Origin of the sequence: Lacticaseibacillus paracasei subsp. paracasei, from assembly GCF_000829035.1 — a bacterium.
In the GTDB taxonomy this organism is placed as follows: domain Bacteria; phylum Bacillota; class Bacilli; order Lactobacillales; family Lactobacillaceae; genus Lacticaseibacillus; species Lacticaseibacillus paracasei.
The window spans coordinates 1,138,942-1,156,076 of sequence record NZ_AP012541.1; the positions used below are offsets into that span (position 1 = coordinate 1,138,942).

Sequence of the window (17,135 nt, forward strand, 5' to 3'; positions counted from 1 at the left end):
CGCAATTGCGATCTAATGCACGTGTTAGGAGGAAATTATGCTTAAGCTTGCAAAAAAACGCATGTCTGGCTGGGCCGTCATCGGCGCCGTCCTGTTCATGATTGTTCAGGTGATGAGCAACCTGTACTTACCAAACTTGACAGCCGATATTGTTAACAATGGGGTTGCCAAAGGCGATATTGATTACATTTGGGCAACCGGGATGAAAATGATCCTGTTTGCCTTGCTCAGTATTCTTGCGAGCGTGGGAAATGTTTTTCTTGCGTCGCAGACATCGCAAAAACTGGGACAAAAATTACGTTCCGACGTCTATCGCAAGGTCATTAACTATTCTCACGATGAGATGGACAAGGTCGGCACAAGCTCTTTGATCACCCGGACAACGAACGACGTCACCCAAATTCAAAACGTTTGGATGATGATCTTGCGAATGATGATCATGGCACCAATCATGCTCATCGGGGCAAGCTTTTTGGCTTATCAAAAGAGTCATACCCTGACCATGGTTTTCTTGATTAGTCTGCCATTATTAGCCTTTTTCCTATTGATTATTATGTATTTTGCTGTGCCGTTGTTTAAGGCTATGCAGAAGAAGACCGATAACATTAACTTAGTTTTCCGGGAAGGTTTGACTGGCGTTCGGGTCATTCGTGCCTTCCGTCAAGATGATTTTGAACAAAATCGGTTTGAAACGGTTAACCAAGATTACACGCACAATGCCGTGAAGGTCTTTTCAATCATCGCTGCGGTTTTCCCAGTGATGACGTTGATTATGAGTGGCACGAACATTGGCATTACTTGGTGGGGCGGCCATTTGATCGCGCAACAAGCACTTGAAACTGGGAATCTGATTGCGTTCATGACGTATGCAATGCAGATTTTAATGAGTTTCATGATGCTTTCTATGATCTTTGTGTTCATTCCGCGGGCGCAGGCTTCTGCGGTTCGTTTGAATGAAGTTTTGGATCAACATAGTCGGATTACGACGCCAACCTCACCAAAGTCGTTAGACACTACCCATCCTGCACTGCAGTTTGATCACGTCCAATTCCGTTATCACCATGCGGAAGAGCCAGCCTTGAGTGATATTGATGTGCAGGTCACTGGTGGTGAGACGCTGGCGATTATTGGCGGAACCGGGAGTGGGAAAACGACGATGGTCAATCTGATTCCTCGGTTCTACGATGCAGAAAAAGGGCATGTTCGAGTTGACGGCGAGGACGTGAAAGCCGTTGATTTGAAGAAGCTGCATGAAGCTGTGGCTTTCGTACCGCAGAAAGCCAATCTTTTCACCGGAACGGTGCGCGATAACATGAAATATGGGAATGATGAGGCAACCGATGATCAAATCTGGCATGCCCTTGAAATTGCCCAAGCTAAAGATTTCATCGCGGCCAATCCAGAAGGCCTGGACTATCAAGTTGAACAAGGCGGCGGTAATTTCTCTGGCGGGCAACGTCAACGGTTAGCCATTGCGCGTGCTTTGGTCAAGGATGCATCTGTTTATGTCTTTGATGATTCATTCTCTGCGCTAGACTTTAAAACCGATGCTAATTTGCGGGCCGCTTTAAAGGCCGATGCTAAAATCCAGACAAAAGTCGTTGTCATTGTTGGTCAGCGAGTATCAACCGTCGCCGATGCGGACACGATTGTCGTGTTGGATGAAGGTAAGATGGTCGGCAAGGGGACACATGCTGAGTTGAAGGCCACCAACACGACTTATCAGGAGATTATCAAGTCACAGATTCGGGAAGGAGACGAGCAATAATGGCAGATCAAAAAAAGTCTGAAACCACGAAGCAGCCGTCCGGCCCTCGGATGGGTCCAGGCGGCCGTGCCGGTCTCGTTGAAAAGCCGAAGAATTTCTGGGGCACGACGGCGCGTTTGTTTGGTTACATGCGCAATCGGCTGATTGGGATCATTGCCGTACTGGTTTTGGCGATTGCCTCAACCGTCTTTCAGATTCGCACGCCGAAAATTTTAGGGGAAGCCACAACTGAAATTTTTAAAGGCGTCATGAAGGGGCAAGCTGAACAAAAAGCTGGCATGTCAGTTGGCACTTATCCAGTTGATTTTGACAAGATCAAACAGATTATCTTAATCGTCCTAGTCTTGTATTTGGGCAGTGCACTGTTCAGTTTCCTGCAGCAGTTCATTATGACCCGAATTTCGCAGAACACGGTTTATCAACTGCGAAAAGATTTGAAGTACAAGATGAAAACTGTGCCGATTAAGTATTACGACACGCACAGCAACGGTGATATCATGTCGCGGGCGATTAATGATATGGACAATATCGCCTCAACTTTGCAGCAAAGTCTGACACAAATGGTGACAAGTGCTGTGATGTTTGTCGGGACGATCTGGATGATGTTGACGATCTCTTGGAAACTCACGCTGATTGCTTTGGTGACGATTCCGCTTGGCCTGATTGTGGTCGGGATCGTTGCGCCTAAGTCACAAAGGTTCTTCGCTGCTCAGCAGAAAGCCTTAGGGTTGCTGAATAACCAAGTTGAAGAAACTTATGGCGGCCAAGTCATCATCAAGAGTTTCAACCGTGAAGACGATGAAGTCCGCGATTTTGAAGGTCAGAACCAAGCATTTTATAATGCGGCTTGGAAGGCCCAGTTTGTTTCTGGGATCATCATGCCGCTCATGATCTTCCTGAACAACATCGGTTATGTTTTTGTAGCAATCATGGGTGGTATCGAAGTTGCCAACGGTGCCATTACACTGGGGAATGTGCAAGCTTTCCTGCAATACATGCAACAGTTCTCTCAGCCGATTTCACAATTGGCCAACTTGGCTAACACGATTCAGTCAACGATTGCCAGTGCCGAACGAATCTTTGCTGTTCTGGACGAACAGGACATGCAAGACGAGCCGTCTGGTGTGCCAGCAGTCGCAAATGATCCGAACAAATTAGTGATGGATCACGTACAATTTGGGTATACACCGGATATGCTGCTGTTGAAGGATTACAATTTACAAGTGAAACCAGGGCAAATGGTGGCCATTGTTGGACCAACTGGGGCCGGCAAAACCACGATCATCAACTTGCTGGAACGTTTCTACGACATCAGTGGCGGTTCGATTCGCTTGAACGGGACAGACACGCGTGATATGAAGCGAGAGGCAGTTCGCTCGCATTTTGCTATGGTGCTTCAGGATACGTGGCTGTTTACCGGTACCATTTGGGATAATTTGAAGTATGGTCGAGAAGATGCGACAGACGATGAAGTGCTTGCGGCTGCCAAGGCGGCGCACGTTGATAACTTTGTCCGGCAGTTGCCAGATGGCTATAACACGATTCTGAATGAAGAGGCTTCAAATATTTCTCAAGGGCAACGGCAATTGCTGACGATTGCGCGTGCGTTTGTCGCCGATCCTGAGATTCTGATTCTTGATGAAGCAACCAGTTCAGTTGATACCCGAACTGAAATTCATATTCAGCATGCCATGAACCGACTGTTGACGAATCGCACCAGTTTTGTTGTTGCACATCGACTTTCCACGATTCGCGACGCTGACAACATCATCGTGATGGATCATGGTTCGATTGTTGAAACCGGCAACCATGATGAACTCATGGCCAAAAACGGCTTCTACGCTGATCTGTATAACAGTCAATTTAGCGGTAATGTTGCTATTTAAGGCTGATTTGTAGGGACGAGCGTGAGCCATAATTTCCTTGTAGGACTTGTGATTCGTTAAATTCCGAATAATCGTAGGCGGGTGCTAGGCTAAAAGTTCCTTGCCGTGCCAAACGCCGCAATCTCCGGCCAGACGGGGTGGCGACGCGTAGCTAGAGCAGTGACGGCGTTTTGAGCTCGCAAAAAGCAGCGCGATCTCAAAGTCGCCTAACAACATCAGCTCCAAGGACCGTCGCTGTGTTGTTTCCACGGCTGAGCCCCATCTGGCCTACGATTGCTCCGCCTTGGCACTAGGATTTTTAAATTTTTCCTGACTATCTATGAAAAACAAAGACGACTGATTTTCCGCAATTGAAAATCAGTCGTCTTTTGTTTGGCAATGGTGAACGTTGAAACATCTTAACTTTTCAGCGCCGCTTGTGGCGCATGAAGGTGGCGTAGTGCAGTAGGCAGGCTAACAGAACAAAGAAGATTACCACGAAGCTGACATAGCGCCACCAGAAGTTGGTGGCGATGCCAGGTAAAAGTAACTGAATGCCCATCGTCGCCAGCGCCATCACAGCAATCATGCCGAATAATAAGAAGTATCGTTTCACGGTTTCATCATCCTTTTTCTTAAATGTGCCTAATTTTTCGCCGAGTTGGTGGGCTTGATTGACCTTTGCCAGTGGCAGTGAGGCCATCCCCCAAGTATGCGGTAAAACCAGTTCGGTTATTTTATGGACACCTGCTGCTGCCATGGCTTTATCAATCGCAACCAAGGTCGCATCAGTTTGGTGCGTGAATGTATTGTCCAAGCCCGTGGCAAAACAACTGGTGACACTGACATAATGCTTGTCCTTGAATTGCCCAGGCAAGGTGTCACCTTTATGAGTCATTCGCGTCATGCGATGGCGCATACAGTCCAGCAGTTGCTTAAATTGACCAGCGACAGTGCCAAAATAGGTTGGTGTACCTAATACCCAAACATCAGCAGCTTTTAATTTGGCCTCGAGTTTATCCAGCGTTGGATTTGTGGTCTCAGGTTTGTCAGGATGAATTTGATATTGATTCAAATCGACAAACTCAGTTGTGGCGGGCGCTGCAACGCCGGCCAGCACTTCTTTGACTAAGCTGGCGGTGAGGCCATTAGCATCCTGACCACCGTATATCCCCAAAATTTTCATCAAATACTTGCGCCTTTCTATGTCATGTTTTTACATGACGTCACACTTAACTCTAAAAAACATTTGTGAATTTCGCAACTTAGTTTTGTTGAAGAAGCCGACTTTCGCGATGGCCAGCACTTTTTGAGTTGATTTGCGAATTGAATCACCAAATCAAGCGTTTTGTTGGCAAAAATTGAACCGAATCATTATGCTGTTCTCAGTTATGTAAACAGCGGGAGATTAACGCTGTTTGCGTGTTCAAGAAGGAGCAGATTAAAATGACAGGAATCATATTGCCAGAAGAGACTCGAGTGGATTTTGTCGCGCTTAAAGTGGCGAATTTGACGTTGGTGAGTCAATGGTATCAGCAGGTTGCGCGGTTAGATCTGCTACGGCAAAATGGGTCAACGATTTATTTAGGCACTCGGCTTAATCAACAGGTTTTAGTGGTATTGCATCAAATTACAGGGCTGCAGGCACAACAACCGGTGACTGGCTTGGATCATTTTGCCATTTTGTTACCGAATCCAGGTGCCTTAGGTGCGGCTTATCGCATTGTGGCTAAGGATCAAACTGTAACGACCGCCTTTCAGACAGGTTATCGGGAAGGCTTCATTGCCCATGATCCTGAAGGCAACGGGGTCGCTTTCACCATTGATCGCGCGATTGAACAGTATCAAGAAGAACGACAATATAACTGGGAAGACGAAACGCTTCAGTCGATTGACCCGGCAACCATTGGCGAACATGCCGCTCGGAAATATGATCGATTGCCATCTGGTACGACGATTGGTTATGTCCAATTTCGGGTGTCCGATTTACCAGCGACAAGTCATTATCTTGAACAGGGATTGGGTTTTCGCGAAAAGACTAGCCATGATCCAAATGAGGTTTTTTTAGCGGCAGGGGATTATCGGCACCACATTGGCATTAACTTAAGACTGGATGCTAAGTTGGCGTTGCCGACGCCGGATATGTATGGTTTGGATTATGTGAGTTTTATCTTGCCAGATCAGCACGCTATGGAAAACATTTTGATGAACCTTGATGCGGCAGGTTTAACGGATTACGATTATAATAAAGACAATCAATTTTTGATGATTGCTGGTCCTAATCGCCTAACGCTGTGGTTTCGGGTGGCGTGATTCGTGATAATGGTCAGTACATCAGAGAGAAGGCCAGCATGGATTTTCAAGCAGTGACGGATGAACTGAAGACATGGACAAAAGCCCGGGTAATGCCGGGTTTTAGTGTGGCATTATTGACGGGTAAAACGGTGCAGACGGCGGTCAGTGGCGAAGCACAGTGGTTCCCGCAACCTGCGCCTTTGCAGCCGCATATGCTGTACGACGTGGCATCTTTGACGAAGGTGATAGGAACTACCACGGTGTTCTTGCAAGCATGGGACCAAGGCTTGGTTTCGCCGGATATGCCGCTACACCGATTCTTGCCAGATTTCCCACACACAACCACTTTTCGACAGGCACTCACGCATACTTCAGGACTGGAAGGCTATATTCCGCACCGTAATGCCTTGCCAGCCCCGGCGCTGAAACAGGCGTTGATGACGCAACTGACTGTTACCGAAGAAGTGGATCGTCAAGTGGTTTATCGCGACGTGAATTTGTTGCTGGTTGGCTGGGCTTTGGAACAGGTATATCATCAGCCAATTCAAACACTCATCACGCGGCAAGTGATACAGCCACTAGCCTTACCGCAAGCTACTTTTCAACCTAATTCACAACAATGCGTTCCAACAACGTATAGTCCGGCAGTCGGGTTGCGGCAAGGCGTTGTCCATGATCCCAAGAGCGCCATTCTTGGTAAGCATAGCGGTGCAGCTGGCTTATTTGCTTCGTTGGCCGACCTAGTAACTTTCACCGAATACTTTTTTGGCAACCGCCAATCAGCAAGCTGGCCCGCGCATGCGGCTGATCTCACACAGGATTGGACAAAGCATCACTTAGGCCGAAGTCTCGGATGGGACTTGCGGCGCGATGGTCAAGGCCGACTATGGCTTTATCATACTGGCTATACGGGCACTTTTTGGCTGATTCAACCTGATGATCAATTGGCATTGGTTGTCTTGACCAATCGGGTTCACCCCCAACCAAATCCGGCTTTTTTGGCAAAGCGGGATGCTTTGATAGCCCGATTTTTAAGTGATTTCAAAACAATGCCTGCTGTATAACTGATAAAGTTTTGGGACATGATTTATAGTTGCAAAAAAAGACGAGCGATTGTCCGTAGTATTTGGAGTACGGAAAACCGTTCGTCTTTCATTTTGTTATAGACAATCTGCTGTTGAATTTAAAGATCCCAGTGCCAAGGCGGAGCAATCGTAGGCCAGAGGGGGCCCAGCTGTGCAAACAACACAGCGACTGATCTAGTTAGGCGACTTCGAAACCGGTTTTTGGGCTCGAAGCGCCGTCACTGCTCTAGCTACGCGTCGCCACCCCATCTGGCCGGAGATTGCGGCGTTTAGCACGGCAAAGGATTCTTTGCCTAGCATTCCTTCCCACACTGTCGTAGAAAGCATACGCGGCCTAAAAGCCTGCTTTGATGTACCCGCCATCGCTTAATTTCTTGCGTAGTTGCAACATTGCTGTATAGGTGGCCAGAACGTAAAGTTGATCTTGCGGGGAGCGTTTTAAGGTGCTGATGACATCATCAAGAGCTGGCTTGCTGACAAGCGCTTTTTCGGGCACACCTGCGACTGTAAGGCGTAAACCGATGTCCTTGTAGCGTTCGCCGCCGACCAAATAGCTGGCGGCCTTTTGACTGGCAACGAGTTCTTCAAAATTGCCGTCCCAAATCCAACTAGTATCAATGCCATCTGCATAATTGGCATTAAGCAGCATTGCAAAACCAAACGGCTGCTTGGCGGTTTCGATCATGCTGAGGACCTGGTTGAGGCCGACTGGGTTTTTAACCAAAATCAAGGTTAATTTTTTCTTGCCAAGTTGAATGACTTCTTGACGACCGAAGACCTTCTCGTCATAAGCAAAAGCTTGGCTGATTTCAGTCGGGGTAACACCGAACGCCCGGCCAACAGCAAAGGCGGCGAGCGCGTTGTAGATGTTATACATGCCACCGATGTCGATGTGGCATGGTTGATCATCAATCATGAAGTCGCTGCTTTGTGGGGTAATTTGGGTGACCTCGGTGATTTGATGGGTTAAAGCGGGGCGTTTGAAGCCGCAATGCGGACAAAAATAATTGCCCAAATTGGCGTAAGTTTGTGCATGGTAGTGCAGAATGTGCTGACATACCGGACACAAGACACCGTCCGTATTCGGCGGGGCTTTATGATCGCCATTTGCCGTGAGTTCAAAGCCATAGTAGGTGACTGGATTAGGCAGCTTTCGGGAGCTGAAAATCGGAGCGTCGCCATTAGCAATGACCATCGCTTCAGGATCGCGTGTCACACCGTCTAAAATTTTCTGATAGGTGGTATAAAATTCCCCATAACGGTCCATCTGGTCGCGGAAAATATTGGTGAGAACAAAGGCCTTGGGTTTTAACTGAGCGGCAACTGGTGCAACATTGGCCTCATCGACTTCGAGCACAGCGATACCGCGGCCATGACCGCGCTTCGGCTGGGCCAAAAAAGCCGTTGTGATACCTTGCAACATGTTGGAGCCAGTGGGGTTCGTTAAGACTTCTTTATATTTCTTTTTAAGCACCTTAACAATCAGGCTGGTGGTCAACGTCTTGCCATTTGTTCCAGTCACCACAATAACATCGTAGTTTTGACCGAGCGTCCGCAAGACTTGGGGATCAATTCGGTTGGCGAGCTGGCCTGGTAGGCTCGACCCGCCTTTTAGAAATGTGTGTAAGAACCAGTAACTGCTGCGACCAATGGCAGTTGCCAGGCTAGCTTTTGCAGAAAATGCCACGGCGTTCTTCCTCTCAACTTAATGGGACTATTTTAGCATAAGTTGCAAGCAAACCGGCGGGCGTGGTGTTCTTTGCACAAAAAATCCGTTATACTGTGAGCTGTGATATTTGAGATGGAGGCGGCATATGGCCCAGCTTTTCTTTCGTTACGGTGCGATGAACTCCGGGAAAAGTATTGAAATCCTGAAGGTTGCGCATAACTATGAAGAACAAAATAAACGCGTAATTTTGATGACAAGTGCCGTGGATGATCGTGCCGGCGTCGGTATGATTGCCAGTCGAATCGGCTTAGAACGCACGGCAATTCCGATTACACACGAAACCAACCTTTACGACATCATCAAGGCAACTGATCCTAAGGCAGCCTGTGTGTTGATCGATGAGGCGCAGTTCCTGCAGAAACATCACATTTTTGAAGCAGCACGTGTGGTTGATGAATTACATATTCCAGTCATGGCGTTCGGTTTGAAAAATGATTTCCGCAATGAGCTGTTTGAAGGTTCAAAATATTTATTACTCTATGCGGACAAAATTGAAGAAATGAAAACGATCTGCTGGTTTTGTGCCAAAAAAGCGATCATGAATTTACGAATTCATGATGGCCAGCCAGTCTACGAAGGCAAACAAGTACTGATTGGTGGGAATGAGTCGTATTATCCAGTTTGCCGACATCATTATTTTCATCCGCCATTGAAGCAGATTGACCCCACCGATTAAATTTTAAATGGCGCTTGACGATAAGTGCCCGCACTGGCGCGTTTAGCGACTAGGCGTGTCGATTGTGACGCCGGTAAATGCATTTTTAGGAGGAAACATGGATAAGATTTTTGAACAGTTGGATGGTCTGCTGGACCGTTATGAAGAACTTCAGGAGCTGATGTCAGACCCTGAAGTGATTAGCGATACAAAGCGTTATCTTGCCTTGTCCAAAGAAGAAGGCGGCATGCGGGATGTGGTCGCCGCTTACAAGAAATACAAGCAAGTGCTTTCAGATATTAAAGAAAGTGAAGAAGTTCTGCGGGAAAGCAAAGACGACGACATGGAAGCTTTGGCCAAAGAAGACCTCGAAGACTTGCAGAAGCAAAAGGCTGACCTTGAAGATCAAATCAAGGTACTGATGCTGCCTAAGGATCCTAACGACGATAAAAATATCATTATGGAAATTCGTGGTGCAGCAGGTGGCGACGAAGCCAGTCTTTTTGCTGGCGATTTGTTGAATATGTATATGCATTACGCTGAGCGCCAAGGCTGGAAGACCGAGATCATTGACGCAACTCCTACTGAAGTCGGCGGGTACAAAGAGGTCGTGGTCATGATTACTGGGGACAACGTCTACTCCAAGCTTAAGTATGAAAATGGGGCGCATCGTGTGCAGCGCGTTCCAGTGACTGAAAGTGCTGGCCGCGTGCATACCAGCACTGCAACGGTTGGTGTGATGCCAGAGTACGATGAAGTTGATCTAAAAATTGATCCAAAAGATATTCGGACAGATGTCTATCGGTCATCAGGCGCCGGTGGTCAGCACGTCAACAAAACCAGTTCGGCCGTGCGGATGACCCATATTCCGAGTGGCATTGTGGTCTCAATGCAAGATGAACGTAGTCAGCAGGAAAACCGGGCTCGCGCAATGCAGATTCTGCGTTCGCGTGTTTACGATTATTATGAAACCCAGAATCAGGAAAAATATGATCAGAATCGGAAGAATGCGATTGGGACTGGTGATCGGTCGGAACGAATCAGAACTTACAATTACCCGCAAAACCGGGTTACTGATCATCGAATTGGGTTAACGCTCAATAAGTTGGATCGTATCATGAATGGCGAACTCGACGAAATTATCGATGCGTTGATCGTTCATGATCAGGCGCAAAAGATGGAATCGCTCAATGTCTAAAACGTATGCCGAGGCGCTCAAGTGGGCGTCTTTGTTGTTGACCAAGGACGGAATTGATCCTGACGGTGCGCGGTATGTCTTGATGACACGTGCGGACTTCACCCCAAGTCAGTTGATTTTGCATCGTCAAGATCTAATGCCTGAAACACGTTGGCAGCAATTTCAACAGGATGTCGAACGCTTGCGTCAGTTTGAGCCGGCCCAATACATTGTCGGGGTAGCCCCTTTTTTTGGTGAGTTGTTTAAGGTCACGCCAGCAGTTTTAATTCCGCGATTTGAAACTGAGGAGCTTGTGGCTTGGGTCGCTGAAGAGCAACGGACAGCACAAACTGGCTTGGATCTTGGTACTGGCAGCGGGGCGATTGGCTTAACCTTAGCCCGCAAGTTGCCGCAAACAACGATGACATTGAGCGATGTTTCACCAGAAGCACTTGCGGTCGCTAAGCAAAATGCTAAGGAACAGCAGGTGGCAGTTCAGTTTACGGTGAGTGACTTGTTTACAGCCCTACCAGCACGGTATGACTTTGTTGTGACAAATTTGCCTTATATCGCCCCAGAAGAGACGCCTGTGATGGATCAAAGCACGCTGCGTTATGAACCTAAGTTAGCATTATTTGCAGGGCATCATGGCCTCGCCGTTTTTGAGCAGTTTGTTGCAGCGTTGCCTCAGCACTTAACAGCTGGCGGGGCGGCATACTTAGAATTCGGTTATCGCCAAGAGCCGGCATTGCGCGAACTTTTTGCTAAGCAACTGCCACAGGCGCAGGTGACTTTTCGACGCGATATGGCAGATCATCCTCGTATGGCCAAGCTGCAATTCTGAAGGTTAAAACGCATGGTGTGACCCTTGAACCGATCTGCTACAATTTTTCTACTAAGTTTGAGCTATTTTAAAAAGAACATGATTTGGAGGCAACATCTTGTCAAAACGTTATCACGAATCTGATATTCCGGAAGCTGCGGCTGCGCTGAAGCGTGGTGAGTTGGTGGCCTTTCCCACCGAGACTGTTTATGGTCTCGGGGCGGATGCGACCAATGTGACGGCCGTTGGAAAAGTTTATGCTGCTAAAGGGCGACCGTCTGATAATCCCTTAATCGTAACGGTTGCCGACGCCGATATGGTCGGACAATATGCCACGATTACCCCGCTTGCAGCAAAGCTAATGGAGGCTTTTTGGCCGGGGCCACTGACAATTATTCTGAATATTTTGCCAGGTCGGCTGTCCATGAAGGTGACTGGTGGCTTGCAGACAGCTGCCTTCCGAAACCCCGATAACGCGTTAACGCGCAAATTGATTGCGACAGCCGGCGTACCCATTGTCGGTCCATCAGCCAATACTTCGGGCAAGCCGAGTCCAACAACCGCTGACCATGTGTTGCATGATCTTGACGGCAAAATTGCCGGTGTACTCGATGACGGGCCAACTCAAGTCGGTGTTGAATCAGCAATCATTGATCTCACGGTCACGCCACCAGCTATTTTGCGGCCGGGAGCCATTGGACCCGATGAACTTGAACCGTTAATCGGACACGTTGATACGGCAGCACATCATGTTGGCCAAAACGAAGCACCTAAGGCTCCAGGAATGAAATACAAGCATTATGCACCAGCTGCGCAGGTAGTTGTTGTCGATGATCCAGCCCAATTTTCGGCAGCGGTCGCTTGGGCTAAACAAACTGGTCAAGTGTTTGGCCTGTTGGCAACTGATGCAATTTTGGCTCAGTATCCGACGATACCAAGCTATTCACTTGGGAAGGATGTTCAAAGCGCTGCCCACGCTTTATTTGCCGGGTTACGGTGGTTTGATTTACATCCCGATGTCACGCTGGTCTTAGCACAAGCCTTTTCAAAAACTGAATTAAGTGCTGCTTACATGAATCGGCTGTTGAAATCGGCTGGCGATATGCATTTTCAAGGATAGTCGCGGCGGATCATAGCGCTAACCGTTTATGAGTGCTGGACTATCGAGGACTCAAGTTTAGTCGTCGTGCTGAATCGTTATCTTGGATGATGGCAGCTGTTTAAACGAAACAGAACGCCAACATTCAGCTACAAATAAGTAGATATTCTAGCAGACGCACGATGATTTGCTATAATGAGACCAACTGACAGAGCCTTTGTGAGTTGGTTTTTTTAATAAAAGCAAATGCAACGGGTGTTTTGGTGGCGCATTTTAAAGGAGGAACTTGCATGGATTTCATGGCACAAGATCCAGAAGTTTTCGGTGCAATTCATAACGAAGAGGAACGACAAGAACATAACATTGAACTTATCGCTTCAGAAAACATTGTTTCCCCAGCGGTTCGGGCGGCACAAGGGTCAGTGCTGACGAATAAGTATTCTGAAGGTTATCCTGGCCATCGTTATTATGGTGGTAATCAATACATTGATGTGGTTGAGAATCTCGCCATTGATCGCGCTAAAAAATTGTTTGGGGCCGAATTTGCAAATGTACAGCCGCATTCCGGTTCACAGGCAAATATGGCCACGTATCGCGCCTTTTTAGAAGATGGCGATAAAGTGCTGGCAATGGATCTAACCGATGGCGGCCATCTGACTCACGGCAGCCCAGTTAGTTTTAGTGGTCAGGAATATCATTTCTACCATTATGGTTTGGATCCGAAGACAGAACGGCTAAATTACGCCAAGATTCGTGAGCAGGCTGAACAGGTGCAACCGCGAATGATTGTGGCGGGGGCTTCGGCTTATAGCCGCGAGATTGATTTCAAAAAATTCCGCGAAATTGCCGATCATGTTGGGGCCTTTTTGATGGTCGACATGGCGCATATTGCCGGGTTGGTTGCCGCAGGTTTGCATATGAATCCGGTACCTTACGCCGATGTGGTCACAACAACGACGCATAAAACGCTGCGCGGCCCCCGTGGCGGCTTGATCCTTGCTATGGCGCAATACGGCAAGGCCATTAATTCAGCACTTTTCCCCGGTATTCAAGGCGGGCCGCTTGATCACGTGGTTGCAGCAAAAGCCGTTGCATTAGGCGAAGCGTTGCAGCCATCTTTTAAAACATATGCTCAGCATATTCTGGATAACATGCAGGCGATGGTGAGTGGTTTTGAAGAAGATCCGCATTTGCGGTTGATTTCTGGTGGTTCTGATAACCACATGGTCTTGATTGATGTAACGGGTTATGGCGTAAATGGTCGCCAAGTTCAAGATCTGCTGGATGAAGTTGGTATCACGACTAACAAAAATCAAATTCCAGGAGAGCAGAATGGCCCGTTTAAAACCAGCGGTATCCGAGTAGGTACGGCTGCCATTACCACTCGCGGCTTTACAGCAGATGAGAGCAAACGAGTTGGCGAATTGATCAGTGCCGCGATTGCCCAGCGTGATGATCAGCCAGCTTTGGACCAGATTCATCAAGAAGTGCTTGCACTGACAGCCCGTCATCCTTTATCATAGTTAGGGTTTGCAAACAAATGATTATCAAAGAAAACGTGATTGACTTCTTTTGAAACCGGTCTATCAGAGGGCTTAGGACGTGATGTTCACGGTAGCACATGGCGGCTAAGACTTTTATATAGCGGTTTCTAGGATGAAGAATGCGTTTAGGAGGCGCCAAATGGGCAAATTTACAGTTTTGAATCACCCGTTGATTCAGCATAAGCTGACCCTGATTCGGGACAAGCATGCTGGAACCAAGGAGTTCCGCGAAATCGCCAATGAAATCGCGGAATTAATGGTGTATGAAATCACACGGGATCTGCCGCTTGAAAGTATCGAAATTGAGACACCGATGGGTAAAACTATCCAAAAACAGCTTGCTGGCAAGAAGCTTGCGGTTGTCCCAATTTTGCGCGCAGGTTTAGGGATGGTTGATGGTGTTTTGCGCCTGATTCCAGCCGCAAAAGTCGGTCACATTGGCATGTATCGCGATGAGAAGACCCTTAAACCGCATGAATACTTTGTTAAAATGCCGCCGGATATTGAACAACGGGATTTGATCATTGTCGATCCAATGCTGGCAACTGGCGGATCAGCTAACATGGCCATTGAGGCACTCAAGAAGCGCGGTGCCACATCAATGCGGCTAGTTGTCTTGGTGGCAGCGCCGGAGGGTGTTAAAGCCGTCCAGGCGGCCAATCCAGATGTCGATATCTATGCGGCAGCGTTAGATGATCATTTGAACGAAAACGGCTATATTGTGCCGGGTCTTGGAGATGCAGGCGACAGACTTTTTGGGACAAAATGACATTCTTTGGCATGTGTAAAAGCACGTGCCTTTTTCATATTTCTTCAAAAGAATTTTCATAGCCGCAAAAATAGGTGGTCAAAAGCCGCCCAAAGCCATGAAAACACTGATGAAAAAGCCGCTATGGCGGCAAAAGTTTCTGCTTTCAGTGCTTTGTCTTTTAGGTGAAATGGTGTTAGAGTAATGATTGTGTTTCAGGGGTCTGCCCTAGTAAACAACGATTATCGAAGTCTCCGCAATCGTGCATCATCATTTTGATGATACAAATGATATGACGTCACTTCAGTAAGGAGGTGAATTCTGTGAACGAACAATATCCCTCGATCAAGCTTTTTGGCTTAAGCTTTAACCTGACGAATGACATCGGCGTTTTGGTTTCGGCAGTTCTGGTATTCTTACTGGTATTCTGGCTGTCTCGCAACCTTAAGATGCGGCCAGGCGGCAAGCAGAATGTGCTGGAATGGATCATGGACTTTACGAACGGTATCGTCAAAGGTACCATGCCTGGTTCGGAGCGTTATACTTTTAATTTATTTGCGTTTACGCTCTTCTTATTTATTTTCATTAGTAACCAAATTGGGTTATTCATTGAAGTCGATATCGGCAAAGACACTTGGTTCCGTTCTGCGACCGCGTCGCCTGTCATCACGATGACGTTGGCCATGATGGTACTGGTCCTCTCGCATTACTTCGGGGTTGTCTTCAAGGGTTTCAAAGGATATCTCAAGGGGTATGCGTCACCGGTCGCAATCCTGCTTCCGATCAACCTGCTTGAAGAGTTTACAAATTTCATTACACTCTCCATGCGGCTGTATGGGAATATTTTCGCCGGCGAAGTCTTAGTCCTGCTCATCAGGCAGTTTGCTTTCTCAGGCGGGGCCGTCAGCTTCGTCTCCGGATTCTTGCTTGAGGTTCTGTGGCAAGGGTTCTCAGTCTTCATTGGTAGTATTCAAGCGTACGTTTTTGTCACGCTTGGGATGGTTTACACATCACACAAAATTGTGTTCGAGTAACTAAATTAGGAGGAAATTTCTTATGCAATTCATCGCTGCATCAATCGCCGCCGGCATCGCTGCCTTCGGTGCTTCAATCGGTAACGGGATGGTTATCAGCAAAACCCTCGAAGGTATGGCTCGTCAGCCGGAAATGGCTGGGACACTTCGTGGGACTATGTTCATCGGTGTTGGCTTGATTGAAGCCGTTCCGATCTTGTCTGTCGTTGTTGCCTTCATGTTGATGAGTCGTTAATCTGGTTCATCAATAAAGAAGGGAGTGGCAACAAATGACTTTAGGTGACACACTCTTCACACTAGTCACATTTCTGGTTCTGATGCTAGCCGTCGGGAAAGTGGCCTGGAAGCCAGTTTCGAAAATGATGGCGGATCGTCAGCAGAAAATTTCCGGAGATCTGGATTATGCTGAAAAGTCACGCAAAGACGCAGATGCTTTAGCAGCTAAACGTCAAGAAGAACTGCAACACGCCCAAGCCGATGCCGTTAAGATCGTGAATCAAGCCAAGGAAAATGGCGAGAAACAGCGGCAATCATTGGTCGACGCTGCCAACGCAGAAGTCACCACGATGAAGAAGAATGCGCAAACCGACATTGATCAAGCACGTAAAGATGCTTTGGCCAGTGCCAAAAATGATGTGGCAGACCTAAGTTTGACCATCGCGCAAAAACTGATCGGTAAGGAACTCAATGCAGACGATCAAAAAGGTTTGATCGATGACTATATTAAACGGTTAGGTGATGCAAATGGCAGTCACTAATCAGATGGTCGCACCCCGCTATGCCAAAGCTTTATTGGAAGCGGCACAAGATCAAAATCAGGTGGAGACGGTCCATGAAGAGTTACAAGCGCTACAGTCTGTCTTTAACGACAACCCAACGATCTTGACTATTTTTGATAACGCTCGAATCACGGCAGCTGATAAGGACGCCTTGATGACAACCTTAACCAAGGATGCTAGCCCGCTGGTCGCTAACTTGTTGAAGTTAACCCAGCAATATGGGCGATTCGGAGCATTACCAGCCATCATCAGCGCGTTTAACCAAGCGTACGATGAGGAAGCCGGGATTATTGCGGCGACTGTGACGACTGCAGTTGCTTTGTCAGCAGATCAAGCTGATGCTTTGCGCAGTACCATTGCTGCGCGTTTTGGCATGAAATCGACCCAACTGGATCAAGTCGTTGATCCAAGCGTCATCGGCGGTGTGCGAATTCAAGCACGCGGTTCGGTTATCGATGGTACGGTCAAGCACCGTTTCGATAAGATGAAAGCTGCACTGCTGGCAGACTAATGAGTAAGTAAAAGAGGTGAACC

General features: G+C 47.6%; 16 protein-coding genes. 14 read left to right on the forward strand and 2 right to left on the reverse strand.

Features of this window, described 5'->3' with window-relative positions:
* Positions 1–37: 37 nt before the first annotated feature.
* Both LBPC_RS05685 and LBPC_RS05690 read left to right on the forward strand, forming a co-directional pair.
* A complete protein-coding gene (locus LBPC_RS05685; protein ID WP_003569941.1) occupies positions 38–1,768 on the forward strand; it encodes an ABC transporter ATP-binding protein in 1,731 nt (576 codons plus the stop codon).
* Positions 1,768–3,654 carry an ABC transporter ATP-binding protein gene (locus tag LBPC_RS05690; RefSeq protein WP_003564926.1) on the forward strand — a complete coding sequence of 629 codons (1,887 nt, stop codon included), beginning with the start codon at positions 1,768–1,770 and terminating at the stop codon, positions 3,652–3,654. Before LBPC_RS05685 ends, LBPC_RS05690 begins: the two co-directional genes overlap by 1 nt.
* Before the next feature lie 406 nt (positions 3,655–4,060).
* On the opposite strand, the gene LBPC_RS05695 is transcribed toward LBPC_RS05690, so the two are convergent.
* Positions 4,061–4,819, reverse strand: a complete 759-nt coding sequence (locus LBPC_RS05695; RefSeq protein WP_003661192.1) for a flavodoxin family protein — start codon at positions 4,817–4,819, stop codon at positions 4,061–4,063.
* A 260-nt stretch (positions 4,820–5,079) separates the two neighbouring features.
* Here LBPC_RS05695 and LBPC_RS05700 point away from each other — a divergent pair, with 260 nt between their 5' ends.
* Together LBPC_RS05700 and LBPC_RS05705 are read left to right on the forward strand one after the other, a co-directional pair.
* Positions 5,080–5,946, forward strand: coding sequence for a VOC family protein (locus tag LBPC_RS05700; RefSeq protein ID WP_032780943.1), 867 nt, complete (start codon positions 5,080–5,082; stop codon positions 5,944–5,946).
* 38 nt (positions 5,947–5,984) lie between these two features.
* Positions 5,985–6,992, forward strand: a complete 1,008-nt coding sequence (locus LBPC_RS05705; protein WP_016376864.1) for a serine hydrolase domain-containing protein — start codon at positions 5,985–5,987, stop codon at positions 6,990–6,992.
* A gap of 355 nt (positions 6,993–7,347) precedes the next feature.
* On the opposite strand, the gene LBPC_RS05710 is transcribed toward LBPC_RS05705, so the two are convergent.
* Positions 7,348–8,700, reverse strand: coding sequence for a Mur ligase family protein (locus tag LBPC_RS05710; RefSeq protein ID WP_003661189.1), 1,353 nt, complete (start codon positions 8,698–8,700; stop codon positions 7,348–7,350).
* A gap of 127 nt (positions 8,701–8,827) precedes the next feature.
* Between LBPC_RS05710 and LBPC_RS05715 the strand changes: the two genes are divergently transcribed.
* The 10 genes from LBPC_RS05715 (at position 8,828) to atpH (ending at position 17,112) form a co-directional block, all read left to right on the forward strand.
* Positions 8,828–9,418 carry a thymidine kinase gene (locus LBPC_RS05715; RefSeq protein ID WP_003564944.1) on the forward strand — a complete coding sequence of 197 codons (591 nt, stop codon included), beginning with the start codon at positions 8,828–8,830 and terminating at the stop codon, positions 9,416–9,418.
* 97 nt (positions 9,419–9,515) lie between these two features.
* Positions 9,516–10,595, forward strand: coding sequence for a peptide chain release factor 1 (gene prfA, locus LBPC_RS05720; protein ID WP_003564946.1), 1,080 nt, complete (start codon positions 9,516–9,518; stop codon positions 10,593–10,595).
* Positions 10,588–11,418 carry a peptide chain release factor N(5)-glutamine methyltransferase gene (gene prmC, locus LBPC_RS05725; RefSeq protein WP_003661188.1) on the forward strand — a complete coding sequence of 277 codons (831 nt, stop codon included), beginning with the start codon at positions 10,588–10,590 and terminating at the stop codon, positions 11,416–11,418. The genes prfA and prmC overlap by 8 nt, the downstream gene beginning before the upstream one ends.
* Before the next feature lie 97 nt (positions 11,419–11,515).
* On the forward strand, positions 11,516–12,517 hold the full coding sequence (locus LBPC_RS05730; RefSeq protein ID WP_003661187.1) for an L-threonylcarbamoyladenylate synthase: 1,002 nt from the start codon (positions 11,516–11,518) through the stop codon (positions 12,515–12,517).
* Between the two features lie 269 nt (positions 12,518–12,786).
* Positions 12,787–14,019, forward strand: coding sequence for a serine hydroxymethyltransferase (gene glyA / locus LBPC_RS05735; protein WP_003661185.1), 1,233 nt, complete (start codon positions 12,787–12,789; stop codon positions 14,017–14,019).
* Between the two features lie 160 nt (positions 14,020–14,179).
* On the forward strand, positions 14,180–14,809 hold the full coding sequence (gene upp / locus LBPC_RS05740) for a uracil phosphoribosyltransferase (protein WP_003564957.1): 630 nt from the start codon (positions 14,180–14,182) through the stop codon (positions 14,807–14,809).
* Positions 14,810–15,111: 302 nt separating this feature from the next.
* The gene (gene atpB, locus LBPC_RS05745) at positions 15,112–15,822 is read left to right on the forward strand and encodes a F0F1 ATP synthase subunit A (RefSeq protein ID WP_003661181.1); all 711 of its coding nucleotides are present in this window, start codon (positions 15,112–15,114) and stop codon (positions 15,820–15,822) included.
* A 22-nt stretch (positions 15,823–15,844) separates the two neighbouring features.
* Complete coding sequence (gene atpE, locus LBPC_RS05750) at positions 15,845–16,057, forward strand: F0F1 ATP synthase subunit C (RefSeq protein WP_003564959.1); 213 nt, start codon at positions 15,845–15,847, stop codon at positions 16,055–16,057.
* A 34-nt stretch (positions 16,058–16,091) separates the two neighbouring features.
* Positions 16,092–16,580: a F0F1 ATP synthase subunit B gene (atpF, locus tag LBPC_RS05755; RefSeq protein WP_003661179.1), complete on the forward strand. Its 489-nt coding sequence runs from the start codon at positions 16,092–16,094 to the stop codon at positions 16,578–16,580.
* Positions 16,567–17,112 (forward strand): ATP synthase F1 subunit delta, encoded by a 546-nt coding sequence (gene atpH, locus LBPC_RS05760; RefSeq protein WP_003574676.1) that lies wholly within the window; start codon positions 16,567–16,569, stop codon positions 17,110–17,112. The genes atpF and atpH overlap by 14 nt, the downstream gene beginning before the upstream one ends.
* The last annotated feature ends 23 nt before the right edge of the window (positions 17,113–17,135 follow it).

Coding starts and splice junctions, on each gene's coding strand:
- prfA (WP_003564946.1), top strand. CDS start 9,516: ATGGATAAGATTTTTGAACAGTTGGATGGTCTGCTGGACCGTTATGAA.
- atpF (WP_003661179.1), top strand. CDS start 16,092: ATGACTTTAGGTGACACACTCTTCACACTAGTCACATTTCTGGTTCTG.
- LBPC_RS05705 (WP_016376864.1), top strand. CDS start 5,985: ATGGATTTTCAAGCAGTGACGGATGAACTGAAGACATGGACAAAAGCC.
- glyA (WP_003661185.1), top strand. CDS start 12,787: ATGGATTTCATGGCACAAGATCCAGAAGTTTTCGGTGCAATTCATAAC.
- LBPC_RS05715 (WP_003564944.1), top strand. CDS start 8,828: ATGGCCCAGCTTTTCTTTCGTTACGGTGCGATGAACTCCGGGAAAAGT.
- LBPC_RS05685 (WP_003569941.1), top strand. CDS start 38: ATGCTTAAGCTTGCAAAAAAACGCATGTCTGGCTGGGCCGTCATCGGC.
- upp (WP_003564957.1), top strand. CDS start 14,180: ATGGGCAAATTTACAGTTTTGAATCACCCGTTGATTCAGCATAAGCTG.
- atpE (WP_003564959.1), top strand. CDS start 15,845: ATGCAATTCATCGCTGCATCAATCGCCGCCGGCATCGCTGCCTTCGGT.
- LBPC_RS05695 (WP_003661192.1), bottom strand. CDS start 4,819: ATGAAAATTTTGGGGATATACGGTGGTCAGGATGCTAATGGCCTCACC.
- LBPC_RS05700 (WP_032780943.1), top strand. CDS start 5,080: ATGACAGGAATCATATTGCCAGAAGAGACTCGAGTGGATTTTGTCGCG.
- LBPC_RS05690 (WP_003564926.1), top strand. CDS start 1,768: ATGGCAGATCAAAAAAAGTCTGAAACCACGAAGCAGCCGTCCGGCCCT.
- prmC (WP_003661188.1), top strand. CDS start 10,588: ATGTCTAAAACGTATGCCGAGGCGCTCAAGTGGGCGTCTTTGTTGTTG.
- atpH (WP_003574676.1), top strand. CDS start 16,567: ATGGCAGTCACTAATCAGATGGTCGCACCCCGCTATGCCAAAGCTTTA.